Origin of the sequence: Pseudomonas sp. 22189 (assembly GCF_052045635.1) — a bacterium.
Classification (GTDB): domain Bacteria; phylum Pseudomonadota; class Gammaproteobacteria; order Pseudomonadales; family Pseudomonadaceae; genus Aquipseudomonas; species Aquipseudomonas parakoreensis.
In genome coordinates this window covers 272,622-298,813 of sequence record NZ_JBQEPG010000006.1, presented here as the reverse complement: position 1 = coordinate 298,813, position 26,192 = coordinate 272,622, and the positions used below count along the sequence as shown (strand labels likewise).

General features: G+C 60.8%; 15 protein-coding genes and 1 pseudogene. 13 read left to right on the top strand and 3 right to left on the bottom strand.

The genetic code is table 11. The features are described 5' to 3' along the window. Positions 1-300: 300 nt before the first annotated feature. From gcbA to ACTJKS_RS08930, 12 genes and pseudogenes are all read left to right on the top strand, one after another. Positions 301-1,971 carry a diguanylate cyclase GcbA gene (gene gcbA / locus ACTJKS_RS08985; protein ID WP_108181567.1) on the top strand — a complete coding sequence of 557 codons (1,671 nt, stop codon included), beginning with the start codon at positions 301-303 and terminating at the stop codon, positions 1,969-1,971. Positions 1,972-3,462: 1,491 nt separating this feature from the next. Next, positions 3,463-3,969, top strand: a pseudogene (locus tag ACTJKS_RS08980) (methyl-accepting chemotaxis protein); the annotation flags it as partial. A 262-nt stretch (positions 3,970-4,231) separates the two neighbouring features. Next, positions 4,232-4,684 carry a type II 3-dehydroquinate dehydratase gene (gene aroQ, locus ACTJKS_RS08975; protein ID WP_108181565.1) on the top strand — a complete coding sequence of 151 codons (453 nt, stop codon included), beginning with the start codon at positions 4,232-4,234 and terminating at the stop codon, positions 4,682-4,684. Between the two features lie 48 nt (positions 4,685-4,732). Continuing rightward, on the top strand, positions 4,733-5,197 hold the full coding sequence (gene accB / locus ACTJKS_RS08970; RefSeq protein ID WP_024164417.1) for an acetyl-CoA carboxylase biotin carboxyl carrier protein: 465 nt from the start codon (positions 4,733-4,735) through the stop codon (positions 5,195-5,197). A 17-nt stretch (positions 5,198-5,214) separates the two neighbouring features. Beyond that, on the top strand, positions 5,215-6,573 hold the full coding sequence (accC, locus tag ACTJKS_RS08965; RefSeq protein WP_041068145.1) for an acetyl-CoA carboxylase biotin carboxylase subunit: 1,359 nt from the start codon (positions 5,215-5,217) through the stop codon (positions 6,571-6,573). A gap of 238 nt (positions 6,574-6,811) precedes the next feature. After that, positions 6,812-7,690, top strand: coding sequence for a 50S ribosomal protein L11 methyltransferase (prmA, locus tag ACTJKS_RS08960; RefSeq protein WP_041068147.1), 879 nt, complete (start codon positions 6,812-6,814; stop codon positions 7,688-7,690). Positions 7,691-7,720: 30 nt separating this feature from the next. Continuing rightward, positions 7,721-9,013 carry a DUF3426 domain-containing protein gene (locus ACTJKS_RS08955; protein ID WP_108181564.1) on the top strand — a complete coding sequence of 431 codons (1,293 nt, stop codon included), beginning with the start codon at positions 7,721-7,723 and terminating at the stop codon, positions 9,011-9,013. A gap of 185 nt (positions 9,014-9,198) precedes the next feature. Then, on the top strand, positions 9,199-10,209 hold the full coding sequence (gene dusB / locus ACTJKS_RS08950; protein WP_007961945.1) for a tRNA dihydrouridine synthase DusB: 1,011 nt from the start codon (positions 9,199-9,201) through the stop codon (positions 10,207-10,209). After that, positions 10,206-10,526: a DNA-binding transcriptional regulator Fis gene (gene fis, locus ACTJKS_RS08945; RefSeq protein ID WP_003221275.1), complete on the top strand. Its 321-nt coding sequence runs from the start codon at positions 10,206-10,208 to the stop codon at positions 10,524-10,526. Before dusB ends, fis begins: the two co-directional genes overlap by 4 nt. A gap of 82 nt (positions 10,527-10,608) precedes the next feature. After that, the gene (gene purH / locus ACTJKS_RS08940; RefSeq protein WP_108181563.1) at positions 10,609-12,216 is read left to right on the top strand and encodes a bifunctional phosphoribosylaminoimidazolecarboxamide formyltransferase/IMP cyclohydrolase; all 1,608 of its coding nucleotides are present in this window, start codon (positions 10,609-10,611) and stop codon (positions 12,214-12,216) included. A 153-nt stretch (positions 12,217-12,369) separates the two neighbouring features. Continuing rightward, positions 12,370-13,665, top strand: a complete 1,296-nt coding sequence (gene purD, locus ACTJKS_RS08935; protein WP_108181562.1) for a phosphoribosylamine--glycine ligase — start codon at positions 12,370-12,372, stop codon at positions 13,663-13,665. Positions 13,666-13,764: 99 nt separating this feature from the next. Beyond that, the gene (locus tag ACTJKS_RS08930; RefSeq protein WP_108181561.1) at positions 13,765-16,539 is read left to right on the top strand and encodes a hybrid sensor histidine kinase/response regulator; all 2,775 of its coding nucleotides are present in this window, start codon (positions 13,765-13,767) and stop codon (positions 16,537-16,539) included. A gap of 50 nt (positions 16,540-16,589) precedes the next feature. On the opposite strand, the gene ACTJKS_RS08925 is transcribed toward ACTJKS_RS08930, so the two are convergent. Both ACTJKS_RS08925 and ACTJKS_RS08920 read right to left on the bottom strand, forming a co-directional pair. Next, positions 16,590-17,270 (bottom strand): hypothetical protein, encoded by a 681-nt coding sequence (locus ACTJKS_RS08925; RefSeq protein ID WP_142579689.1) that lies wholly within the window; start codon positions 17,268-17,270, stop codon positions 16,590-16,592. A gap of 69 nt (positions 17,271-17,339) precedes the next feature. Beyond that, on the bottom strand, positions 17,340-18,122 hold the full coding sequence (locus ACTJKS_RS08920) for a hypothetical protein (protein ID WP_108181559.1): 783 nt from the start codon (positions 18,120-18,122) through the stop codon (positions 17,340-17,342). Between the two features lie 239 nt (positions 18,123-18,361). Here ACTJKS_RS08920 and ACTJKS_RS08915 point away from each other — a divergent pair, with 239 nt between their 5' ends. Continuing rightward, a complete protein-coding gene (locus ACTJKS_RS08915) occupies positions 18,362-18,958 on the top strand; it encodes a MarC family protein (RefSeq protein ID WP_003221263.1) in 597 nt (198 codons plus the stop codon). 99 nt (positions 18,959-19,057) lie between these two features. Here ACTJKS_RS08915 and ACTJKS_RS08910 read toward each other — a convergent pair whose 3' ends face one another. Continuing rightward, positions 19,058-26,125: a TcdA/TcdB pore-forming domain-containing protein gene (locus ACTJKS_RS08910; RefSeq protein WP_262947774.1), complete on the bottom strand. Its 7,068-nt coding sequence runs from the start codon at positions 26,123-26,125 to the stop codon at positions 19,058-19,060. Positions 26,126-26,192: the final 67 nt, after the last annotated feature.

Here is a 26,192-nt window from a genome sequence, read left to right as displayed (position 1 = left end):
ATCCCTTAACCCTACCCGTCCGTAATCCCTGTGAAAGGGGTCGAAGAAAAATCAGAAGACTCTGAAAGACAATGATTTCAAAGCGGTGGGACACTCCTTCGCGAACGACAGGAAAAATCCCAAAGAGCCCGTAATACGGGGGCTTGACCGACGAGCAAGTCAAAAAGAAAACCGCTCGGTCAGAAACTGAATTGTGCAGCACCGCAGATTATTGACGCACGACACTCATATAAGGGAAAAGAGGTGCTAGCATAGAGCCACCAGTCGATCTCAGCATGCGCCCTAACTAGTAGTCAGGATATGACCGAGCCAGAAGACCCCAGCCGTGAGCGCCTCAAGCACCACTTTGCCCAGCGGGTAATTCATCAGGCACGTCAGATTCTTGAGATATGGCAGCGCCTGCAACGCAGTGAGTGGTCCACTGCCGACCTCGCCGAACTGAGCGAAGCGAACTTGCGCCTGCTGCGTTTTGCCGAGCGCTTCGAGCAGCCCGAGCACACGCAACTGGCTCATCACATCAGCCAGTCGCTGGAGGCCGTGGATGCCAATCGCGGCCGCCTGAGCAGTGGCTTGATCACCGACCTCAATCGCTTGATGCAGCGCCTGTCCCGCACCGGTCTGCGCCATGGCGATCAACTCGACCAGACCTTCCTGCCGCCACTGCGCAAGCCGATCTACGTGATGCTGCAGGATCACGACCGCGCCGAACGCCTGGCCAAGCAGCTGGAATTCTTCGGACTGACCGCACAGGCGCTGGACAGTGTCGCCGCATTTCGCTCCTCGATGGTCGAGCGCTTGCCGGCGGCAATCGTCATGGACGTGGACTTCAGCGGCGCCGGTGTCGGCCTGCAACTGGCCGCCGAAGCCCAGACAGGTCTGGAAGAACCACTGCCGCTGCTGTTCTTCAGCCTGCATGAAACCGACACCCCGACCCGCCTCGCTGCCGTCCGCGCCGGCGGCCAGGAATTTCTCACCGGCACCCTCGAAGCGTCGAGCCTGCTGGAAAAGATCGAAGTCCTGACCTGCGTCGCCCAGTACGAACCTTATAAAGTGCTGATCATCGACGACTCCCGCGCCCAGGCCTTGCACACCGAGCGCCTGCTCAACAGCGCCGGAATTGTCACGCGTACTCTGATCGAACCGATCCAGGCGATGGCCGAACTGGCGGATTTCCAGCCTGACCTGATCATCCTCGACATGTACATGCCGGCCTGCACCGGCACTGAACTGGCCAAGGTGATTCGTCACAACGACCGTTACGTCAGCGTGCCGATCATCTATTTGTCCGCCGAGGACGATCTGGACAAGCAGCTCGACGCGATGAGCGAGGGCGGCGACGACTTCCTGACCAAGCCGATCAAGCCGCGACATCTGATTACGACGGTGCGCAACCGCGCCGCCCGTGCGCGCAATCTCAAGGCACGCATGGTCCGCGACAGCCTCACCGGCCTGTACAACCACACGCACATCCTGCAATTGCTCGAAGACTGCTCGTTCCGCGCCCGGCGCGAGAACAAGCCGCTGAGCTTTGCCATGCTCGACATCGACCACTTCAAACGGGTCAACGACAGCCACGGTCACCCGATGGGCGACCGAGTGATCAAGAGCCTGGCGCTGTTCCTCAAGCAACGCTTGCGCAAGACCGACTTCATCGGCCGTTACGGCGGCGAAGAATTCGCGATTGTCATGCCCGACACTGATATAGAAGCCGCGCACAAAGTGCTCGACGAGATCCGCCAGCGCTTTGCCGAAATCCACTATCCGGCGCAGCCGCAGGATTTGTGGTGCACCTTCAGCGCCGGCGTGGTGGAAATGCACGAAGACTCCGACAGCCTGATGATGGCCAGCCAGGCCGACGAAGCGCTGTACCGCGCCAAGGGTGCCGGACGCAATCGGGTGCAGACTGCGCGCGACTCAAATCAAAGTGCCACCTTTTCATCGGAATCCACCGATTCGGTCATAACCCTGTAACAGAACCGCAATAAATTCAGGCACTTACCATTTCTGCCGTTGGTAGCCGTCATGCGCCTGAAGTTGCTCACCAATCTCAACACCCTGCTGCTGGTCGCCGTCTGCGTGGCCCTCGGCGCGACGCTGTGGTGGTCGCAAAAAGCCCTGGAGCGTCCGTATCTGTTGATGGAGCGCTACCTCGGCCTGTCGCAGCAATTTCAGAATGACGTGGCGCGCAATGTCGAGGACTACCTCGCCAGCGGCGACGCCCTGCGACTGAGCAGCGCCAGCCAGGCCATCGACGGTTTGCAGAAAGAGCTCGGTGAACTGCCGCCGGCGCTGGCCGAGACCCTGCGCCCGAGCCTGTCGAGCCTGGAAGCATTCAGCAAAACCGACCTGCTCGCCGCCGGCAAACTGGCCGGTGATCCGCAGGCGTTGTTGTTGCAGGCCGAACGCGAACTGAGCGCCAGTCTCGATCAACTCAGCACCTACGCCAATGGCAACGCTACGTATCTGACACCGCTGCTTGTCGCTTCGCAGCACTTGGGCAAGCTGTCGCTGGCCCGCGACAAACTGGTCAGCAGCGGCCGCAGTGAACTGGCGGCCGACGTCGAGCGCGAAGTCGACAACATCCGCGCCCAGGCTCAGGCCATTGACGCCCTGCCCCTGCTCGGCGTGGTCGCCAGAAATGAATCCGGCAGTGATGATTTCGCCGCGATGATGGGCATCGAAAGCACCGAAAAATCCGCCGCCGAAGACGCCGGCATCGGCCTCAAGCGTGAATTGAACAGCCTGCTCGGCCGCTACCCGGCGGAACTGGCACGCACCCGCGAGCAGATCCAGAAACGCACCGAACTGAGCACCGCGACTCACCTGAAAATCGCCGCCGTGCAACAGGCGATCGCTGGACTTGAGCCGGTGGTGCGCGCCCAGCACGGACAGATTCAGGGCGAAGTGCGCCTGATGCAGGGCGTGATGATCGGCCTGATTCTGCTGATCGCGCTGCTGATCGACACTTTGCAGCGGCGCCTGGCGCGCACCCTGACCAACCTTGCTCCGGCGCTGTCGACCTGGGCCGAAGGCGACTTCAGCAACGACATTCACTTGGGCAACACCAACCGCGAACTGCATGACATCGAGGCTTCGCTCAACCGCTTGCGCGCGTATCTGGTGGATCTGGTCGGGACGATTCGCGGCAACGCCGAACAGGTCGCCGACAGCAGCCGCACCCTGGCCGAACTGAGCAACAACCTGCACGCCGGTGCCGAGCATCAGGCCGGCGACACCGCGCTGATCCGCGATTCACTGGGTGAGCTGGAAGCGACGATTCAGCAGGTCGCCGGCGATGCACGGCAGGCTGCCGATGCCAGTCGCCATGCCGGACTGGCCGTGGAGCACGGGCAAACCGTGATCGGCCAAAGCCTCACCGGCCTGCACGCGCTGGTCGGCGAGGTGCAGGGCAATGCACAGATGATCGAGCACCTGGCCGAAGAGTCGGCGACCATTGGTGGCGTGCTGACGGTGATCCGCTCGATCGCCGACCAGACCAACCTGCTGGCCCTGAACGCGGCCATCGAAGCGGCGCGGGCCGGGGAAATGGGCCGTGGCTTTGCAGTGGTGGCCGAGGAAGTGCGCTCACTGGCACAACGCACGGCCGGCGCGACGGCGGAAATCCAGACGCTGATCGCCGGCCTGCAAGCCGCCGCCCGACAATCGGTCGAAGGCATGCGCGCGCAGGTCGAACACGCCGAAGCCACGGCCGACCAGGCACAAGCGGCGGACGGGGCGCTGGATAAAATCGTCGGCGCGATCCAGACCATTTCCGACACGGCGATCCGCATCGCCGAGATCACCGCCCAGCAGAGTGGCGCGGTCAGCGAAATCCGTGATCACAGCGAGCGGATCCATCAATTGGGTGGGGATAACCTGCTGCGCATCGGCGAAGGCCGCGAACAGGGCGAGAACCTGCTGGTATTGGGCGGGCAACTGCATACCGCCGTACAGGCCTTCCGCGTCTGATCACGCTCCCTGTAGGAGCTGTCGAGTGAAACGAGGCTGCGATCTTTTGATCTTGCTTTTAAAAACCAAGATCAAAAGATCGCAGCCTGCGGCAGCTCCTACACGGTTTGACCGTAGTGACCGGATCAAATGACTCAGTCACAAATTTCGCGTAAACATCGGTCATCGTGCTGGCTATTGCAGAGAACTGGACAGTCACAAAGCCTTTGCGGCATAGTCGCCGGGTTTTGACGACTGCTCATTCATAACAAGGAACACGCAGATGGCAACGCTACTGGTGCTGCACGGCCCCAACCTGAACCTGCTCGGCACCCGCGAACCCGGCACTTACGGTTCAACGACCCTGGCGCAGATCAATCAGGATCTGGAGCGCCGCGCCCGTGAAGCCGGCCATCATCTGCTGTATCTGCAAAGCAACGCCGAGTACGAATTGATCGATCGCATCCACGCCGCACGCAGTGAAGGTGTGGATTTCATACTGATCAATCCAGCAGCTTTTACGCACACAAGTGTCGCATTACGTGACGCGCTGCTGGGAGTGAGCATCCCATTCATCGAAGTGCATTTGTCCAACGTGCACAAGCGCGAACCTTTCCGCCATCACTCTTACTTCTCCGATGTAGCGGTGGGAGTGATCTGCGGCCTTGGCGCCAGCGGTTACCGACTGGCCCTGGAGGCCGCACTAGAGCAGCTTGAAACACAGGCAACGACTTGAACCACAAGCGTTAAACGCCCCTGACCGACCCTTGGGAGTTGATGATTCATGGATATCCGTAAAGTTAAGAAACTGATCGAATTGCTGGAAGAGTCCGGCATCGACGAGCTCGAGATCAAGGAAGGCGAAGAGTCCGTACGCATCAGCCGTCACAGCAAGACCCCGGCTCAGCAGTACTACGCTCCGGCGCCGATGCAGGCTCCGGCCGCTGCACCTGCCGCCGCTGCTGCTCCAGTGGCTGCTGCCGCTCCGGCCGCCGCTGCTGCTCCTGCACTGAACGGCACCGTGGCCCGCTCGCCAATGGTAGGCACCTTCTACCGCAAATCTTCGCCAACCTCGCCAGCCTTCGTTGAAGTCGGCCAGACCGTGAAGAAAGGCGACACCCTGTGCATCGTCGAAGCCATGAAGATGATGAACCACATCGAAGCTGAAACCAGCGGTGTGATCGAATCCATCCTCGTCGAAGACGGCCAGCCGGTTGAGTACGACCAACCGCTGTTCACCATCGTTTGAACTGCGGAGAGCCTTTGATGACTGCGAAGTTGGAAAAAGTTCTGATCGCTAACCGCGGTGAGATCGCCCTGCGGATTCTGCGTGCCTGCAAAGAGATGGGCATCAAGACCGTCGCCGTTTACTCCAAGGCCGACAAAGAGCTGATGCACCTGGGTCTGGCAGACGAATCCGTCTGCATCGGCCCGGCTTCTGCCGCTCAGTCCTACCTGCACATCCCGGCCATCATCGCTGCCGCTGAAGTGACTGGCGCCACCGCCATTCACCCAGGCTACGGTTTCCTCGCGGAAAACGCCGATTTCGCCGAGCAGGTCGAGAACTCCGGCTTCGCCTTCATCGGCCCGAAAGCCGAAACCATTCGTCTGATGGGCGACAAGGTGTCGGCCAAGCACGCGATGATCGAAGCCGGCGTGCCGACCGTTCCAGGTTCCGACGGCCCGCTGCCGGAAGACGAAGAAACGGCGCTCCGCATCGGTCGCGAAGTCGGCTATCCGGTGATCATCAAGGCCGCTGGCGGCGGTGGTGGTCGCGGCATGCGTGTGGTGCACAAGGAAGAAGACCTGATCGCCTCGGCCAAACTGACCCGCTCCGAAGCTGGCGCAGCGTTCGGCAACCCGATGGTCTATCTGGAAAAATTCCTGACCAACCCGCGTCACGTCGAAGTTCAGGTGCTGTCCGACGGCCAGGGTCACGCCATCCATCTGGGCGACCGCGATTGCTCGCTGCAACGTCGTCACCAGAAGGTGCTTGAAGAAGCGCCGGCACCGGGCATCGACGAGCAGGCGCGTCAGGAAGTTCTGGCTCGCTGCGTCAAGGCGTGCATCGACATCGGCTACCGCGGCGCCGGCACGTTCGAGTTCCTGTACGAGAACGGTCGTTTCTACTTCATCGAAATGAACACCCGTGTTCAGGTGGAGCACCCGGTTTCGGAAATGGTCACCGGTATCGACATCGTCAAGGAGATGCTCAGCATCGCCGCTGGCAACAAGCTGTCGTTCACTCAGGATGACGTGGTGATCCGCGGTCACTCGCTGGAGTGCCGGATCAACGCTGAAGACCCGAAAACCTTCATGCCGAGCCCGGGCACGGTCAAGCATTTCCACGCGCCAGGCGGCAACGGCGTTCGCGTCGATTCGCACCTGTACAGCGGTTATGCGGTTCCGCCGAACTACGACTCGCTGATCGGCAAGCTGATCACTTACGGCGCCACCCGCGACGAAGCCATGGCGCGCATGCGCAATGCCCTGGACGAAATCGTGGTGGACGGGATCAAGACCAACATCCCGCTGCACCGTGATCTGACCCGCGACGAAGGCTTCTGCAAAGGGGGCGTGAACATTCACTACCTCGAGCACAAGCTGGCTGGCGACAAGCACTAAGCTTCAGCCCGCACCAGACAAGGCCGCCTTCGGGCGGCTTTGTTGTTTCTGGAGCAAAGTCAAAAGATCGCAGCCTTCGGCAGCTCCTACAGGAGAATGCATTCGAAATGTAGGAGCTGCCGAAGGCTGCGATCTTTTGCTTTTCAACCAAGTTCGTCTTCTTTGGCGCGCTCGCGTAAACTTGCGCGCTTCTCGCTGGCCGCTAGGCTGCAATCATATTTTTTCAAAGGTGCCCGCCATGCCTTGGCTGCAAGTACGTCTCGCCATCAGCCCGGAACAAGCCGAAACCTACGAAGACGCTTTCCTTGAAGTCGGCGCCGTTTCGGTGACCTTCATGGACGCCGAAGATCAGCCGATCTTCGAGCCGGAACTCAACACCACCCCGCTGTGGGCGCACACACATCTGCTGGCCCTGTTCGAGGGCGGCACCGAGCCTGCGCCGGTGCTGGCCCATCTGGAACTGCTGACCGGCAGCCCGCTGCCCGAGCATCACAGCGAAGTCATCGAAGACCAGGATTGGGAACGCAGCTGGATGGACGGTTTCCAGCCAATGCGTTTCGGTCAGCGCCTGTGGATCGTGCCGAGCTGGCACGCCGCGCCTGAGCCTGACGCGGTCAACCTGCTGCTGGATCCGGGCCTGGCATTCGGCACCGGCACCCACCCGACCACCGCCCTGTGCCTGGAATGGCTCGACGGTCAGGACCTGAAAGACTGCAACGTGCTGGACTTCGGCTGCGGCTCGGGGATTCTGGCGATCGCCGCCCTGCTGCTCGGCGCCAAAGAAGCGGTCGGCACCGACATCGACGTGCAGGCGCTGGAAGCCTCGCGCGACAACGCCGGGCGCAACAATATTGCCGACGAGCTGTTCCCGCTGTACCTGCCGGAAGATCTGCCGCAGGTCAAAGCCGACGTGCTGGTGGCCAACATTCTGGCCGGCCCGCTGGTTTCCCTGGCGCCACAGCTGTCCGGCCTGGTCAAGTCCGGCGGGCGTCTGGCGTTGTCCGGGATCCTCGCTGAACAAGGCGAAGAGGTCGCTGCAGCCTATGCGCAGGACTTCGATCTGGACCCGATCGCCAATCGTGATGGCTGGGTGCGCATCACCGGCCGTCGGCGCTAGAATGGCCGCCTGCATAAACCGGATCGCCGCATGACCGACAGCTTCGTCACCCAGTGCCCGCATTGCCAAACCAGCTTCCGCGTCAGCCATGCTCAGTTGAGCGTGGCCCGCGGGGTGGTTCGCTGTGGCTCCTGCCTGCAAGTGTTCAATGCCGCCAAACAGCTGCTGGAACAACACGCCGGCAAGGAAGCGGTTACGCCGGTGGCGCCGTCCATTGTCCAGCCAGCACCGTCTCAACCTGTGGTCAGCGAACCGCCGCCAGTGGTCGAAGCGCCCGTCAACGACGAACCGCCCGTGCCGCGCGCCATCAGCCAAAAGCAATGGAGCGCCAGCGAGCTGGATCTGGACAGCCTCGATCTGGACGAAGAACTGGCCCGCCTCGAACAACGGGAAATCCAGCCGACCACCGAATTCGGTCGTCAGCGCGAGGAGTCCCTGAGCGCGCGCCGCGACAGCCCTGAAGCCGATGAAACGGTTTGGCGCGACAGCTTGTTCAGCGCACGCGACGATGAACGCCTGTCCGAGCCCGACGATCAAGCCGAGCCCGAGATCGTCGAAGCCGAACCGCTGAAAACCGCGCGCACCGAGCCTTCGTTGTCGCTGGAGCCGGTGGATCTGGATGACGAGCCGCCGATCCCGCAACTGCGCCTGCACGATCCGATCGATCCGAATGCCCGCCGCGAACGCCTGTCGGCCAGCGTCGAGCCGGACGATGACGAGTTGCCATCGGTCGAACCGCTGCGCAAAAAACGTGAACGTGCCGAACCCGGCGTACGCGCCGAAGTGCTGCAGGATCTGACCGACGACCCGCTGCAACTGGACTGGCAGAAGCGCCGTTCGCCTTGGGGCCGGCGCCTGCTCTGGAGTTTGCTGGTGCTGCTCGCCGCCGCCGGTCTGGCGGGTCAGTACATCGCCTATCATTTCGACGAACTGGCGCGCCAGGATCAGTACCGCCCGTGGTTCCAGCAGTTCTGTCCGCAGATCGGTTGCACGGTGCCGTCCAAGGTCGACATCGGCAAAATCAAAAGCAGCAACCTGGTGGTGCGCAGCCATCCGGAATTCAGTGGAGCGCTGGTGGTCGACGCGATCATTTATAACCGCGCAACATTCTCCCAGCCGTTCCCGCTGCTGGAGTTGCGCTTCGCCGATCTCAACGGTCACCTGATTGCCAGTCGTCGCTTCAAACCCGGCGAATACCTCAACGGCGACCTTGAGGGCATGGCGGAAATGCCGCCACAGACGCCGATCCACATCGCACTGGATATCCTCGATCCAGGCCCCAAAGCGGTGAATTACAGCCTGAGTTTCCACTCCCCCGAGTGAATCGCTTTATCGCTTCAGGTTTGACGGCAGTTTTCTGACTCCCTCCGCGGCCACCAAACCGCTGGTAATAACAGAATAACTGTTCAGATTTTGTTCAATTCAGCCTTTATCCAGTCATCGAGAGCGGGTATCATGCCAACCCTTTTTCGAACTCTCATGATCCGGCCCCACTTCAGGGAAGTCCTATGTCGGCGGTACGCATCGGCCCATATACATTGCAGAACGGTTTGATTCTCGCCCCGATGGCGGGCGTCACCGACCAGCCCTTTCGTCAGCTGTGCAAGCGTTTGGGCGCAGGGCTTGTAGTCTCGGAAATGGTCACCAGTGACATGAGCCTGTGGAACACCCGCAAGTCGCGCATGCGCATGATCCACGAAGGCGATCCCGAGCCACGCTCGGTACAGATTGCCGGTGGCGACGCGCAGATGCTCGCGGATGCGGCCAGGGCCAACGTCGAACTGGGCGCACAGATTATTGATATCAACATGGGTTGCCCGGCAAAGAAGGTCTGCAACAAGGCCGCCGGCTCCGCGTTATTGAAGGATGAAGCACTGGTTACCGAGATCCTGCAGGCCGTCGTCGCTGCAGTGGATGTGCCGGTGACCCTGAAGATCCGCACCGGATGGGATCGCGACAACAAGAACGGCCTGACCGTGGCGAAGATCGCCGAGCAGGCCGGGATCACCGCGCTGGCCGTGCATGGCCGCACGCGCGCCGATCTGTACACCGGCGAAGCCGAGTACGACACGATTGCCGCGATCAAGCAGGCGGTGTCGATCCCGGTGTTTGCCAATGGCGATATCGATTCGCCGGAAAAGGCCCGCTACGTGCTTGACGCGACCGGTGCCGATGGCCTGCTGATAGGCCGGGCTGCCCAGGGGCGGCCATGGATTTTTCGCGAGATCGAACACTTCCTGCGTACCGGCGAGAAATTGCCGGCGCCGGAGTTGAGCGAAGTGGAACGCATCCTGCTGGAGCATCTGGCCGCCCTTCACGCCTTCTATGGGGATGTGATGGGCGTGCGCATTGCCCGCAAGCATGTGGGCTGGTATCTCGCAACCTTGCCGGGCGCCAGGGAGTTTCGCGCCCACTTCAATCGTTTGGATGGTACGGAAACACAATGCGCCAACGTTCGGGAGTTCTTCGCCGAGCGTTACAAGAGCCTGACAGGGGACGAAGAAGGGGTGGCCGCATGACGATGATGACCGAGACTTTAGTGAGTGGAACAGCACCCGTGAGCGACAACGTGAATTTGAAACAGCACCTCAATACCCCAAGCGAAGAAGGTCAGACCCTTCGCGGGAGTGTCGAGAAGGCGCTGCACAATTATTTCGCCCACCTTGAGGGCGCGTCCGTCACGGATGTGTACAACCTGGTGCTCTCCGAAGTCGAGGCTCCCCTGCTCGAAAGCGTGATGAACTACGTCAAGGGCAACCAGACCAAGGCCAGTGAGCTGCTGGGACTCAACCGCGGCACACTGCGCAAGAAACTCAAGCAGTACGATCTGCTGTAAGCATTCAATCAAACCAGAAAGGCGCCCGCGTAAAACCGGTCGCCTTTTTTGCTGACTTCCTTTGCTTTTGATGGAAATTGAGATGACCGACCAGACTACCCGCCTGCCGATCCGCCGCGCCTTGATCAGCGTTTCCGACAAGACCGGGATCCTCGAATTCGCCAGGGAGCTTGAAGCCCTCGGCGTCGAGATCCTCTCCACCGGCGGGACGTTCAAGCTGCTGCGCGACAACGGTGTTGCTGCAGTGGAAGTCGCGGATTACACCGGTTTCGCGGAAATGATGGACGGTCGGGTGAAAACCCTGCACCCGAAAATCCACGGCGGTATCCTCGGTCGTCGCGGTATCGACGACGCGATCATGAGCGAGCACGGCATCAAGCCGATCGACCTGGTTGCGGTCAACCTGTACCCGTTCGAAGCCACCATCAACAAGCCAGGCTGCGACCTGCCGACCGCTATCGAGAACATCGACATCGGCGGCCCGACCATGGTCCGTTCGGCGGCGAAAAACCATAAAGACGTGGCGATCGTGGTGAATGCCAGCGATTACGCCAACGTCTTGCATAACCTCAAGGCCGGCGGCCTGACCTACGCTCAGCGTTTCGACCTGATGCTCAAGGCCTTTGAACACACCGCCGCCTACGACGGCATGATCGCCAACTACATGGGCACCGTGAATCAGGCTGCCGAAACCCTGAGCACCGAAGGCCGCAGCGAGTTCCCGCGCACCTTCAACAGCCAGTTCATCAAGGCCCAGGAAATGCGCTACGGCGAGAACCCGCACCAGAGCGCGGCGTTCTACGTGGAAGCCAAGCCTGCCGAAGTCGGTATCGCCACCGCGACCCAACTGCAAGGCAAAGAGCTGTCGTACAACAACGTGGCCGACACCGACGCCGCGCTGGAATGCGTGAAGAGCTTCGTCAAGCCGGCCTGCGTGATCGTCAAGCACGCCAACCCGTGCGGCGTGGCCGTGAGCCCGGACGCCGAGGGCGGTATCCGTCAGGCCTACGAACTGGCCTACGCCACCGACACCGAGTCGGCCTTCGGCGGCATCATCGCCTTCAACCGTGAGTTGGATGCCGAGACCGCCAAGGCGATCGTCGAGCGTCAGTTCGTGGAAGTGATCATTGCTCCAAGCGTCAGCGCAGAAGCCCGCGCCATCGTCGCCGCCAAAGCCAACGTGCGTCTGCTGGCCTGCGGCGAGTGGTCGGCGGATCGCGCTCCGGCCTGGGACTACAAGCGCGTCAACGGTGGCCTGCTGGTGCAGAGCCGCGACATCGGCATGATCGGCGCCGACGACCTGAAAGTGGTAACCAAGCGCGCCCCGACCGAACAGGAAATCCACGACCTGATCTTCGCCTGGAAAGTCGCCAAGTACGTCAAGTCCAACGCCATCGTCTACGCCAAGAACCGTCAGACCATCGGTGTCGGCGCTGGCCAGATGAGCCGCGTAAACTCCGCGCGTATCGCCGCGATCAAGGCTGAGCACGCCGGTCTGCAAGTGGCGGGTTCGGTGATGGCCTCGGATGCGTTCTTCCCGTTCCGCGACGGTCTGGACAACGCGGCCAAGGTGGGCATCACGGCAGTGATCCAGCCTGGCGGCTCGATGCGTGATGCTGAGGTGATTGCTGCTGCTGATGAAGCTGGCATCGCCATGGTCTTTACGGGCATGCGCCACTTCCGTCACTGATACACCGCTCCCTCTGTGTAGGAGCTGCCGCAGGCTGCGATCTTTTGGTCTTGATGTTGAAGGCCAAGAGCAAAAGATCGCAGCCTTCGGCAGCTCCTACAGGTTCAGTCCACAGAGGTTTGGTAGCGCCCCACAGAATTTGAGGTTTTTGAAATGAATGTTTTGATCATTGGCAGCGGTGGCCGTGAACACGCCCTGGCCTGGAAAGTGGCTCAGGATCCGCGCGTACAGAAGGTTTTCGTCGCGCCGGGCAACGCCGGTACCGCGATTGAAGCCAAGTGCGAGAACGTCGCCATCGATGTGCTGGCCCTTGAGCAACTGGCCGACTTCGCCGAGAAAAACGTTTCCCTGACCATCGTCGGCCCGGAAGTGCCGCTGGTGGCAGGCGTGGTCGATCTGTTCCGCTCCCGTGGCCTGGACTGCTTCGGTCCAACCGCCGGTGCTGCGCAGCTGGAAGGCTCGAAAGCCTTCACCAAGGATTTCCTGGCCCGGCACAAGATTCCGACCGCCGACTACCAGAATTTCACCGAGATCGATCCAGCCCTGGCTTATCTGCGGGAAAAAGGCGCACCGATCGTGATCAAGGCCGATGGCCTGGCCGCCGGTAAAGGCGTGATCGTGGCCATGACCCTGGCCGAAGCCGAAGACGCCGTGCGCGACATGCTCGCCGGCAATGCGTTCGGCGACGCCGGTTCGCGCGTGGTGATCGAAGAATTCCTCGACGGCGAAGAAGCCTCGTTCATCGTCATGGTCGACGGCAAGAATGTCCTGCCGATGGCCACCAGCCAGGATCACAAACGTGTTGGCGACGGCGACAGCGGCCCGAATACTGGCGGCATGGGTGCCTACTCCCCGGCCCCGGTGGTCACCGCCGATGTGCACCAGCGCGTGATGGACCAGGTGATCTGGCCGACCGTGCGCGGCATGGCCGAAGAAGGCAACGTCTACACCGGTTTCCTGTACGCCGGTCTGATGATCGACAAGGCCGGCAACCCGAAAGTCATCGAGTTCAACTGCCGCTTCGGTGACCCGGAGACCCAACCGGTGATGCTGCGCCTGCAGTCGAGCCTGGTGCTGCTGGTCGAAGCCGCGCTGGCGCAGGCACTGGACAAGGTTGAAGCGCAGTGGGATCCACGTCCAAGCGTCGGCATCGTGCTGGCCGCCGGCGGTTACCCGGGCGAATACGCCAAGGGTGCAGCAATCAACGGTCTGGACGCAGCCGCAAGCCTGGAAGGCAAAGTCTTCCACGCCGGTACGGCGCTCAAGGATGGCAACGTGGTGACGGCCGGTGGTCGCGTACTCTGCGCCACCGCCATGGGCGCCAGCGTCAGCGAAGCGCAGCAGCAAGCCTACAAGCTGGCCGCCGCCATCGACTGGGAAGGTTGCTTCTACCGCAAGGACATTGGCTACCGCGCCATTGCCCGTGAACGTGGCGAAACCCAGGAATAAGCTGTCCTTCAGGTCCGGCGCGGGATGCAGTCCCTCGCCGGGCTGTTCCGCCGCTGCGCATCGTTATATTCTGGCATCAACCTACGAAGGGATTTCGCCGTGCGCTGGCTCAGGATTGCCATAAGCTTCACCGTCACGCTGCTGACCTTGCTCTGCATGCTTCCGGCGCTGGCCGCGCAAGGCAGTGGCTGGTCGGTATTGCTTGACGATCAGGGCAATCTGCAACTGAGCGATATCCGCTCGGCTCGCTACACCAATCAATTCAGTCCCATCGAACTTGATCGCCTCACGGCGGCCGAGCCCGATGGCGCACTCTGGCTGCGCTTCAAACTGGCGCCGGGCAAGCACGAGCAAGTGCTGCGTATCTTTGCGCCCGACCTGTCCAGTCTCAGTCTGTACGTGCTGGACGGCGATAAGCTGATCGAGCAACGCCTCTCCGGCACCCACCAGCCGCAGGCCGAGCGACCACTGCCCAGCAGCGACTTCCTGCTACCGCTGCCGCAAAGCGACAAGCCACTCGACATCTATCTGCGCATGGTCTCCGACCATCAGCTGCGCCCGCACATCACCCTGCAATCGGCGGTGATGAGTGCCGCCAATCAGAACCAGACGCTGATTTTCGGCTTGCTGTTCGGTTGCCTCGGCATGTTGCTGCTGCACAACCTCGTGCGCTATGCCTACTCGCGCTCGCGCAGCAGCCTGTGGCTGGCGATCTGCGAAGGCCTGCTGGGCCTGAGTCTGTTGCTGCTGCTCAACCTCGCCGGCCCGTGGCTGCCGAACTGGCACGCGATCCAGACGCCGGGCGCTTATCTGGCGCTGCTGCTGACCGCCCCCGCCGGGTTGATGTTTGCCCTGCGCTTCTTCGCCCCGCTGGGACCGCACCCGCTGAACAAGCTGTTGCTGGGCGACATTCTGTTCATCGTGATCTGCAGCCTGCTGCTGTTATTCGTCAACACCCTGCCGCTGAACATCATCACCTACGCGCTGGTGGCGCTGGCCGGCCTGAGCATGTTGCTGGTCGGTTTCTATCACTGGCAGAAGGGCTACCGTCCGGCGCGGCTGTTCGTGGCCGGGATGGTGGTGTTCAACATCGGCACGCTGATCATCCTCCCGGCACTGCTGGGGCTGACCCTGGTAGCGCCGCAGGGCCTGATCATGACCCTGATGGGCTTCATCTGCATCAGTGGCCTGCTGATGAGCATCGCCTTGGGTGAACGCCAGCGCAGCATCACCGAAAGCCGTTTCAGCATCAGCCGCGACCTCGCCGCCAGCAACGCCGAGATCAACGCCAAGGCCGAGTTCCTCGCCAAGATCAGCCACGAAATCCGCACCCCGATGAACGGCGTGCTGGGCATGACCGAACTGCTGCTGGGTACGCCACTGTCGGTCAAGCAACGCGATTACGTGCAAACCATCCACAGTGCCGGCAACGAACTGCTGACATTGATCAACGAGATCCTCGACATCTCCAAGCTCGAATCCGGGCAGATCGAACTGGACGATGTGCAGTTCGACCTCAATGCTTTGATCGACGACTGCCTGAGCATCTATCGGGCCAAGGCCGAACAGCAGAACGTCGAGCTGATCAGTTTCATCCAGCCACAGGTACCGCGCGTGATCAGCGGCGACCCGACCCGCTTGCGCCAGACCCTGCTGAGCCTGCTGGAAAACGCCCTGAAAAAAACCGACGAAGGCGAAGTGCTGATCGTCGTCGCCCTCGACGAGCGCAGCGTCAAGCCGCGCCTGCGCATCGCCGTGCAGGACAGTGGCCAGCCGATGGAGGCAGAAGAGCGTGAGGCGCTGCTGCATGCCGAGCTGCACAGCAAACACTTCCTCTCGGCCAATCGTTTGGGTGGCAACCTTGGGCTGGTGATCGCCCGGCAACTGATCCGCCTGATGCACGGTGAGTTCGGGATCAAGAGCGGCGCCAATCAGGGCAGTACCTTGTGGCTGACCCTGCCACTGGACCCTGACCGTCTCGAACACCCGACCTCCGACCTCGACGGCCCGCTGCAAGGTGCGCGCGTACTGGTGGTGGACGACAACGACACCTGCCGCAAGGTGCTGGTGCAGCAATGCAGCGCCTGGGGCCTGAACGTCAGCGCGGTGCCCTCGGGCAAGGAAGCCTTGGCGCTGCTGCGCACCAAGGCGCATCTGCGTGACTACTTTGATGTGGTGCTGCTGGACCAGAACATGCCCGGCATGACCGGCATGCAACTGGCGGCCAAGATCAAGGAAGACCCGAGTCTGAACCACGATATTCTGCTGATCATGCTCACCGGCATCAGTAACGCGCCGAGCAAGATCATCGCGCGCAACTCCGGGATCAAACGCATCCTCGCCAAACCGGTGGCCGGCTACACGCTCAAGACCACGCTGGCCGACGAATTGAACCAGCGCAACAAGGGGCAGGTGGTGTTCCAGCCGCAAGTGGTCACCCCCGCGACCGCCGCCAAGGTGCCGAGCGATTTCCGCATTCTCGTCGCCGAAGACAACACGATTTCGACCAAAGTGATTCGCGGCATGCTCGGCAAACTCAACCTGCAACCGGACACTGCCAGCAACGGCGAAGAAGCCCTGCAGGCGATGAAGGCTCAGCGTTACGACCTGGTGCTGATGGACTGCGAAATGCCGATCCTCGACGGTTTCTCGGCGACCCAGCAATTGCGCGCGTGGGAAGTCAGCAATCAGCGTACCCGCACACCGATTGTCGCGCTGACCGCGCACATCCTCGCCGAGCACAAGGAACGCGCGCGCCAGGCCGGGATGGACGGGCACATGGCCAAACCGGTGGAGTTGTCGCAACTGCGCGAGCTGATCGAACACTGGGTGGCCCAGCGTGATCAGCAGAACCGTACGGCCTCGACTTTCTGACGATTGCCGTTCATCGCCCGAAAGCGCTTGCAGCCCCCGGGCAATCCGCCTCAGACACCGAGATCGATTGCCTCAGCCAATGGCGCCACGTTCTGCGCCAGTCGATCTCCAAGCTTTCGCGCCACGGCCTGACGCGATAGTGCGTAGAGCGTTTGTGACAGCGTCGCTCGCGCATAACGCACACACACCGGACCTTCGACTTCAGCGCTCGCGAAACGCTGCGACCACGGATTGGCAGCCAGCGTCTGTCGCGTCTTGAACTCAAGATAAAGGCTGCTGATCGATGTCGGACTCTGCGCTGCAATGGTCAGCAGGCGCACCACCTGAAGCGCAGGCCTCGGCGTCTGCATGAGCGCTTCGCCAGGCGGCTCGGGCAACGTCTGCCCTGCCGAAACACCGTCAGTGATTCGCGCCGCATATGCCATCAGCCCGCCAAGTGCCGGATCGTTGCCAGCGTTATTGGTCAGCACTGTCGTGGCCCACTCCAGCGCCGAACCCGTACCTGCCTGAGCGACAGAGAAATCCTCGCGCAACTTCACGCTTCGCACCCAGAAGTCATCCAGCACAGCGATGTAAGCGTCGTACCAACTTTCAACTTTCGCGTCTTCGATTTTTTTATTGGCGACCAGTTGCGCCAACAGACTTGATTGGACGAGATCATCATAATCCGTGCTGTGCCCGGATTCCGGCAACGCCAGAACAGCATGCCCCACTGCCAACAACTTATACAACCGAGTCATTATCAACCCTCAATGGAAAAAGGGCGGACCGATAACGGCCGCCCTATCAATAACACTCAGTCAGATCTCGTAATCTTCGATCTTGGTTTTTGCGTTCAAACCCAGTCTGACGCGGATGGTATCGCGGGTCTGTTCGACGATCGAAGGCACTTTGCGGAATACCGAATCGCCCCGATAGAGTTTCACTTCACGCGAATCCCAATCCATGAACAACACTTGTTTGGCCGTGTTTTTGCGGATGAAACGCACAGTCCCCAGGGCCATGGTGACTTCGCCATTGATTTCGGTACACGTGCCCGCCGCCATACCGCCGACACCATGTTCAAGCATGTTGCGCTCGTACAGCGTCAGCGCGGTTTCACGCTTTTTCAGGGCGGTGATGGCGTCGCCTGCGACTTTCAGCATCAACACCGAAGCCGAGCCCGGTACAGCAAGCCCGGCCACGACGCTGCCGAGGATCTCCAGCACCAGTTGATCCATCCGTACGGTATTACCGCCGATGTTCATGTCGTTGTAGTACTTGCTCGTTGGCAGCCAGCCGGCATCGGTCATCACTTGCAGAAACAGGTAGTACCATTCCTTGCCCTGATATTCGTACGGATACTTCTTGTTGGCGACCAGCGTGGCGAACAGGAACGCGTGTTGCACATCTTCGCGATTCTGTTCACTCAAGTTTCCGGTAAAGGACAGAATGCCTTCACCGACGATGGAACCCTTGCCCGGCTCTTCGATTGCCGGCAGCGAAAGACCGCGAGGACGAATAGCTGCGCCGTCCAGTTCATAACTCTGCAAGCGGTGGACACACTCAGCAACGGCGCAATCTTCAACATCATGAATATTCATTATCAAATCCCTATTAATAAAAACGAGCTCCCCTTGAACCCGCGATAGAACAATAAACAGAACAATAAAAAACCACAAACCAGAACATGTAACTTGCTAATAATAAGACCAAAAAAAACACACACTTAAAAACTACAACTTATTTAGTTACTCCGGGGATATTTGTTTACGCCACCCCCCCAAAAATTAAACCGGCTGATAGACTCCGCTCTGTCCATCTGCCGCCGCGAGCCAATACCATGCTCCACGTGTTATTCAGCGTTTACCTGAAGATGCTGGTGCTCTACAGCCCATTCTTCGTGTTGTCCTGCTTCATCAGCCTCACCCGTGGCTACTCGCGCAAGGAGCAGCGGCGCCTGGCCTGGAAAGTGGCGATTGCCACGCTGGTGTCTAGCGTCTTGCTGTACCTGTTCGGGCGGGTGATTTTCGATGTGTTCGGGATCACGGCGGACGCATTCCGCATCGGTGCCGGCAGCGTGTTGTTCATCTCGGCGTTGGGCATGGCCCAGGGCAAGCCGGTCGTGCAGAGTGACAACGTGCAGCAGGACGTGACGATCGTTCCGCTGACCATCCCGCTGACCGTCGGCCCGGGCACCATCGGCGCCCTGCTGGTGATGGGCGTGAGCCAACCGCACTGGGACGACAAACTGACCGCAATCATGAGTATCACCCTTGCCAGCTTCACCGTCGGCGTGGTGCTGTACCTGTCCAATCACATCGAGCGGATTCTCGGCGACCAAGGCTTGCAGATCGTCAGTCGGTTAATGGGCCTGTTTGTTTGCGCGCTGGCGGCGCAGATCATCTTTACCGGGGTGAAGGGCTATCTGGTTTCCTGAGGTGAAGTCAGCCGGTGTAAACCTTATTCAGGACGAGACAGAATCAGTAAAAAGGCCCGCGCAGTAATCTGCGCAGGCCTGGTCAGTTTCCCCTCCACGTCAGGCCGGCACGGCTCCCAGCAACTGCGCAAGCGTTGCACTGCCGTCGGCATCATCGGCCTCAGTGACTTCACGCAACCTCTGCACCAGACTCGATACCGCATAGGAACGCTTGCCCTCGAAGCCGAGGAAGACATCGCCGCGCATCGCCGGATCCGTCGAGCACACATCCCTCAGGATCAGGCTGTGCTGGCGATCCGGGTCGACGATCAGCAAGTGATCGTCGACAAACGACAGTTGCAGCTTTTGCGGAGCTTCCAGCGCCCAGACCAGCTTGCCGGGAATCACCGGAGCCTCGCCCAGTGGCGGTCGACAATCGACGATGACCGATTCCAGCCGCAACCAGCTGGCCCTCGACAGGTGATACGTCACACCGCCCTGCCCCACGCGCAATACCAGACAACTCACGTCATCAGCGATCAGTGGCAAGAGGTCGTCGACCTGTTTCTGGCCCTCGACCACCAACACCTCGGCCTCGCGCCGCATATATTCGAAAGGGCCAATGCTCTGGTGATCGGGGTAGACGAACACGCAATGTGCCGCGCGCTCGTGCAACAGCACATGCCGATGGCGCGTACCGAGCAATTCGCAATCGTGCGGCAGGTTCTGGCCCGCGATCCGGATCAATCGGGCATTCGCCACGTCGAACCATTGCAGTTTGCCCGCGTCGGACTTCACGGCGATGTAGGGAGCATGCTCGGCAGTCTCCAGCAATGCCTGCAGAGCCTCTGACAAATGCTCTGCGTGTTCGCTTGCCCACTGATGATCGACGCCAATGATTCGTTCAGGTTCCTGATATCGCAGCTCGAGAGACACGCCATCGGCTGACGTCCCGCGCAGACCGGAGCCATCATTGCTCACGGTGCTGAACCGCCAGTCGTCCCACTCGGCCTGCGGTGCCGGCAACAGCTCGCCCGCCAGTAACTGCGCGCCAACGCCGAATGCTGCTGCGAGCTGTCGACTGTCAAAGAACTGCTGACTCAAGATCTCACCGCTGCCGACGTCGAACAGCCAGACCGCCCGATTGTCCGGGGTCACGCCGAGCAGGCGCACTTCCCGGTCGTGCCCCGGGTCGCACAGCAGCACGCGGTTATCCACGTACCAGGCACACAGGTTGCGATCACCGCTGGCGTTGCGCACACCCAGAATGGCAAAACTGTCGACCGGGTACTTTGCTGCCAGCGCTTCCAATGCTTGCCACCACTGGGCCCGTCCTTTGAGCCAGCGCTCACTCAAGCCACCCAGCTGAACTTCACCCTCGGCGGTCAGATTGAAGAACAAGCCGTCATCGGTCAGGGCCAGATACCCGTCCTGTACCGGCACCACGTCATTCAGTCCGTCAGGCTGAAGCCATTGATGCGTCCATTGCGCTGGCCAGCGCTCGCTGCCTGCGGGCGCGCTGCGTTGCACCCTGCACAGTTTTTGTGCCAGCCGGTCGTAGATGAAAAACAGCGTGTGCTCGTCGTTGACCGGCAGCAGCACCAGATCATCTAGATGCTTGATCGAATCGGCCCAACCGCGGTGACGCCCAGAGGCAAACGGATGAATGCACAACAGGTCACGGCTGCGAATCCAGGCCAGATCGCGCTTGTCCGGATTGAACTTCCAGCACACCGACACGTAGGCGGCCGGTTGCCAGTCGACGGTGGTGACGCCTGCGCGTTCGGGCACCGGCGATAACGGGAAATAGTGACCCAGCACCGCCGACCAATGTGTCAGGGTCGGATTGGCGAACACTCGCTGGCCCAGGTCACGGTCCATCTCTCGGGTCACCGCAACCAGCTGCAGCTGGCCCTCACGGATCAGGTAATTGAACTGCGTGAATTGCTGATCGGCCCCCTGACATTGTTGCTCGATGTGAATCACCCCTTGGGCATCGACATCGATACGCCGCACGCTGCTCTGCCCCTTCATCACCAGCAGGCGGTAGCGGCATTTGAGTAAACCGCTGACGGCATCGACCTGCCAGATATCGTAGTTGTGCGTCTCATAGAAAAACGCAGAATCGTCGACCACGGAGCCCAGCAGCATTTCATCGGCCGCCAGTACCTCTTCACTGCGAATGTACAGAAAACGATCCTTGGCAGCGTCGTACCAGGCCGTGGTATAGCGCGGTTGTCCCTCGGGCTCGAAAGGAATCGGAAAGTGATGAACCGGCGTGTAAGGCATCACCAGCCGATGCTCCCGGGCCAGCCTCTGGTAATGCGTAAGCAGCGACTGCTCATGCTCCCCGGCTGGCGCGTCCTGCTCGAGAATGTCCAGTCGTGCGTCACCGCGGTTGACCTTGAACGTTTGTCGCCCGGTCAGTTGCAGCGTGACGTCATGCCGTCCTCTGCCGGTGAACGTCACCTTCACACCGCCCACAGCAAGAATCCCGGCGGCGTCAATCCGCACATCCCTTTCGCTGGCCCAGGTGGCGACCAGCTTCCAGCGACACAGCTGCAGGCTGGGAGACTGCAACTGGACATCGACCCCACGATTGAGAATCAGTGAACAGGCGCCGCCCGCTCCTTCGATGCGATACGACAACTTGTCGTGCCAGACCGGCGGCGTCATGGGGACTGCCAGCGCACGTTCGCGGGCATCCAGCCGCACCTCGATCACGGTTGAGCGATACGACGGTATCAGACGGTTGATGATGTAGTGCGTGGGAAAAGAGTAGAACGAAAACAGGAACTGCCACTGGCCTGCCGCATCCTTTTTCTCCAGCTTGCGGGCCGTATCGAAACCGGTGTCGTGACGCAGCGTCGAGAACGGCAGCGCCTTGTATTCGTAACCGTAGTAGGTGGTCGGCGTGCATGGCAGGACGACCAGTTGCGTGCTCGGCGGATCGAAGCGGATGTAGCCTGGCAGCCCCAGCTCACGCCGCAGATCGAGTGCTTGCTGATCATCCGGATTGATACCCGGCACCCCGAAATGGTCGCGCAGCCGATACACCTTCGGGCTGTCGAGCACCATCATCGCGCGATTGAAGTCCAGGCTCTGGACCACCAGCGAGGGGTGAGCGACCCACGCCCCAAGCCCGTCGTCATAACGATAACCGACACCGCGACAGGCCCGCTCCAGAGCATCGAAAAACAGCCCCACCTCCTGCGCCTGCCCGGCGATCCTGGCGAACCCCTGAGCCAGTGCCGCCACACCCACAGCTAATCCGCCCAGCACCACCCCGGCGCCGCCGAGCACAGCGGCAGCAGTCGCCGCACCCGCCGTGGCGGCTCCCAGACCACCAGCGGTCAACGCCAGACTGGTGGCGTCGAAGGCCAACTGAGTGCCGAACTGCGCGCGCTCGATCTCGTTGTCTGCCGTCGCCAATTGATAGATGTCGAAACCGACATTGGCCAGCCCCAGCACCGCGCCCACGCCATCGTTGGCGACATGTCCCAGCGCCTCGCCCACCACTGGCGCACAGGTACGGGCAATGACTTTCTCCTCATTGAGTGCGGTCTTGATCAGACTGATCAGACCGGCGACGTCGGTGACATTGCCGTGCAGCAATTGCGCGTAATTGACGTAAGCATGCAACCTGACGGCGGTGGTCAAGGTGCGGCCATCCCCCTCTCGTCCACGCAAGACGTTCATCAGTGCCTGGATCGTGAAGCCGGTATTGAGGGTGTGAACGGCACCGACCTCAACCATCTGCGGCGTGGCTCGGGTGCCCAGTGCCGAAAACTGCTCCGACAGATAATTTCTGATGCGCAGCAGGCGATGATCGCTGCTGACGACCTGCACCACATGCTCGGATTGCGCGGGATCGATCAGGTTGATCCGGTACTCGCCGGCGGGCGTCATCTCCAGGGTTTCGAACAACGGCACCAACGGTTTTGCTGAAGCGTGCAAGTCCTGTAAAGCGTCGGTCGCCTGGGCAATCTGCTGTCCCCACCAGTGACTGTCCAGTTCGCGCAGGCTGCGCCCCAGGTGCGGATTGCTGACCAGCGAATGGCCGCGGGCACTGTTCAGGCGCCGGCGGATTGGCCGCTGTGCCTGCTCCGGCAGCACATTGTCGGACTCCAGCAATTGCCCGACGCTAAATCCGCCGGACAGATTCAGGGCCGATATCTTTTGCCCCTGCAGCTCGATCAGATCAAAGGTCGGACGCGCGTTGTCGCCATAGGCCGCATAGTATTTCGCCATGCCCTGTTTCTGGAAAAGGTCAGTCAGTGCCAGCTGCAACTGATCCGGCTGGCTGAACTCGAACACGCCGAAATTGGGATCATAAAAGTGATAGGTGGCGTGCCCACCCTTGAAGGTTTTCGCCACCAGCATGGCGTGGTTGTCCGAGTTGAGCATCAGCGTGCGCGGGCTGGCGAACGCTTGCAGCGTGGTGCCGAGCTGTTGCAGATCGACCCGCCCCAACGGCTTGCCGATGTCGTGCAATTGCACGCCGCGCAACTCTTCGAGCGCCTCCAGAAACACCATTGAATCATGCTGCTGCGGCTCGGCAGTGGCCAGAAAGAACCGCTCGCGCAATCGTCGCGACGCGACAACGCCCTGCTCCAGAGCAGCACTCATGATCAGCGCCAGCGGGTAACAGCGGCCACCGGGATCGCCCGGCCCTTCGAGCAACAGATCCTGCGGCACCAGTTTGACGTCACTGGCCTCGATTTGCCCCAGCACCTGACCCAGCCGCAGGATCACCTGCTCGCGATGCTCGCGGGTGGCGACGGTCTGAATATGGGCAACATGACGCCCCCATTGAAACAGCGTGTGCGCCTGCGACAGCGCGGCTCGCTTCAGCGTCAACGCACTGTCTGACGACATCATCGGCTGCTCGACATGACTGGCGAGACCGGCCATGAATTGCGGGGCTCGCTGCTGATACAGATGGCGTTCAATGGCCGCATAACGCACCGACGCCCCTACCTCGGCAACGCTGTTGGCCAGATTATCCAGCTCGGAGGCAAGTTGCGTGAGACTTGAGTTATCCAGTGAGCGTGCGCCGAGCATCTGTCCCAACACCACCCGTTGCAACGGACTGATCTGAAAGAACGGCAGCGAACCCTCGGCAATGCCGCTTAGCAGCTCATCCAGCGCCAGCCCCTTAATCCGCGCATCGCTGAGCGACGCCGGAGCCTGCAAAGTGACGGGCTGGGCTTTGATGGCCTGGCGATCAGCGAAGCTGAGCCCCGGTCCGTCGGGAAACCATAATGGGCCGTTATGTCCGTCGCGCATCGCGACCACGAACGGTTCACCAAGTCTGTCGATCATCCGTTGCAGCACCTGCGTCAACAGCACTGGCCGGCCCTCGATAACCGGCCAGCCCTCCTCGAACGCTATGCTCTGCTGGGTCAGCAATGCTTTTACATCGCCGCGGTAGCGCGCGCTGTACTGTCCTTCGTGCCAGCGCTGCTGCTCGTCGAGCACCCACTGCTCGACATCAACGGCGTTGTCTTTCCAGGAGTGGTCCTGCTCTTCCTCGGTCTTGTCGTTGACCATCCACAATGGCTCGATAGCCGCTTCCACACGCAAGGTTTCCTCCTCGCGCGGGACGAAATTGCGCCGTGCGTAATCGGCCATGCCATCGCGCATCGCGGCGGGTCCGGTCAGATAAATCGTCCCCTCGCTCTGCGGGCGAATGCCGTCACTGAAGTAGCCCGCGATGGCCAGCATCAAAAAGTTGGCCGCCACGTCCTCGGTCATCGACAGTTCGGCCAGAGGGCCAAATGCCTGCTCGAGTACTTCCCGTGCCAGCTCTGTCATGCCGTCAAAATCGCTCAATGCGACGCCTCGCTTGGCGGCGAGGCGGGCCGTCTGGTCAATGGCCTGATAGTTGAACCGGAACCGCTCGATCACGCTGTTGAGCATCGGCGATTGCGCATGAGCCATCAGAAACGAGTTGCTCAACGTGTTTTGCACGGCAACAGCGCGCAGGTCCTGCGGGCGCACAAGCAGCTCGGCCGGCGCCTGGAACACCTCGTGCAGTGCCGGTTGCTGCCGGGCAAAAGCCTCCAGCGCGGCGCGGTGTTCGTCGGGAATCCGGCCCAGATAATCGGTGTACCGGTCGCGCAATGCCTGGCGTCCCGGCATCCAGTGCGGATTGTGATCGAGCAGCAGTTGCAGAACGCCAAGGCGCGCGTCGCCGCCGAACGCACTGATGTCGACCCCGCCCATGGTTTTGACCAGGGGCGGCAGATTATCGACATCGACGTAGCGACCGCCCTCCTCGTACAAGACCTCGGCCCGCACCACGTCGGAGGCGGCGGCCAGATTACCGCGCAACCGGGTCTCGCGCTCATAGATGGCTTGCAGTCGCAGCGGTGCTTCGAGGTCACGCAAGTCACGCAACTGCAAATCATCGCCTGCCAGATCGAGCAGACTGCGCCGGTTCTGCTCGATCAAGGCTTCAAGTTGTTCCGCATCATGGCCGTAAGCGCGGGACAACAAATCGACCCGTGCGTCATCCGCCGATTCCCCTCGTTCCAGCGCCTCGTTGATGTGCATGAACATCTGCTGCTTGAGGACGATGACCCGTTCTTCGTACAGCGTCCCCAGTCTGCTGTCGGTAATACTCTCGCTACCGCCATGTTGCATGGCGTCAGCCTTGGCGGCCTCGACGATCAACTGATTGGTTTGCCAGGCCAGTAGCGCGTCACTGTCATACCAGAGATGGAGGCTGTACCCCTGCCCGCTCAATACCTGCTTCCACAGGTCGAGGTAGTCTCGCTGGATCGCGCCAAGACCACCGCCCAGCCAGACAAAATGCAGATTTTTTACAACCGGAGTGGCGGCGGTCTTCGCGTAAATCTCGCTGTTTCGCAGACGGGTCTCAAACGCCTGGATATTGTTGTAAATACCCGATAAAGAGTTTTTCGGCGGCTCAGACTGGCCAAGAGTGTCACGGCGCACACGCGGCTCGCCGATCAACTGCGCCAGGGAATGCTTGAGCAATGTCAGGGGTTCAATCAGTCGCGGGGAATTGAGCAAACCGATACATGCAAAGTAATAGCGCCACACTGACGGATAAACGTCACTGTCCCGGTGTACCAACAGGGCCTGCTCGAGATCAGCCTGTTTGAACAGATTGATAAAACTGACATAACCACTGGCATCTTTAAATCTTTGATTGCGCATGAAAGTTCCTCCGTTATTCTGACCGACATCATGAGTGCACCCAGGCACTTGAATGGCAGCGAAGTTA

Excerpts from the sequence above, each read along its gene's own strand:
- gcbA (WP_108181567.1), top strand. The coding sequence starts at position 301 with ATGACCGAGCCAGAAGACCCCAGCCGTGAGCGCCTCAAGCACCACTTT.
- aroQ (WP_108181565.1), top strand. The coding sequence starts at position 4,232 with ATGGCAACGCTACTGGTGCTGCACGGCCCCAACCTGAACCTGCTCGGC.
- accB (WP_024164417.1), top strand. The coding sequence starts at position 4,733 with ATGGATATCCGTAAAGTTAAGAAACTGATCGAATTGCTGGAAGAGTCC.
- accC (WP_041068145.1), top strand. The coding sequence starts at position 5,215 with ATGACTGCGAAGTTGGAAAAAGTTCTGATCGCTAACCGCGGTGAGATC.
- prmA (WP_041068147.1), top strand. The coding sequence starts at position 6,812 with ATGCCTTGGCTGCAAGTACGTCTCGCCATCAGCCCGGAACAAGCCGAA.
- ACTJKS_RS08955 (WP_108181564.1), top strand. The coding sequence starts at position 7,721 with ATGACCGACAGCTTCGTCACCCAGTGCCCGCATTGCCAAACCAGCTTC.
- dusB (WP_007961945.1), top strand. The coding sequence starts at position 9,199 with ATGTCGGCGGTACGCATCGGCCCATATACATTGCAGAACGGTTTGATT.
- fis (WP_003221275.1), top strand. The coding sequence starts at position 10,206 with ATGACGATGATGACCGAGACTTTAGTGAGTGGAACAGCACCCGTGAGC.
- purH (WP_108181563.1), top strand. The coding sequence starts at position 10,609 with ATGACCGACCAGACTACCCGCCTGCCGATCCGCCGCGCCTTGATCAGC.
- purD (WP_108181562.1), top strand. The coding sequence starts at position 12,370 with ATGAATGTTTTGATCATTGGCAGCGGTGGCCGTGAACACGCCCTGGCC.
- ACTJKS_RS08920 (WP_108181559.1), bottom strand. The coding sequence starts at position 18,122 with ATGAATATTCATGATGTTGAAGATTGCGCCGTTGCTGAGTGTGTCCAC.
- ACTJKS_RS08915 (WP_003221263.1), top strand. The coding sequence starts at position 18,362 with ATGCTCCACGTGTTATTCAGCGTTTACCTGAAGATGCTGGTGCTCTAC.
- ACTJKS_RS08910 (WP_262947774.1), bottom strand. The coding sequence starts at position 26,125 with ATGCGCAATCAAAGATTTAAAGATGCCAGTGGTTATGTCAGTTTTATC.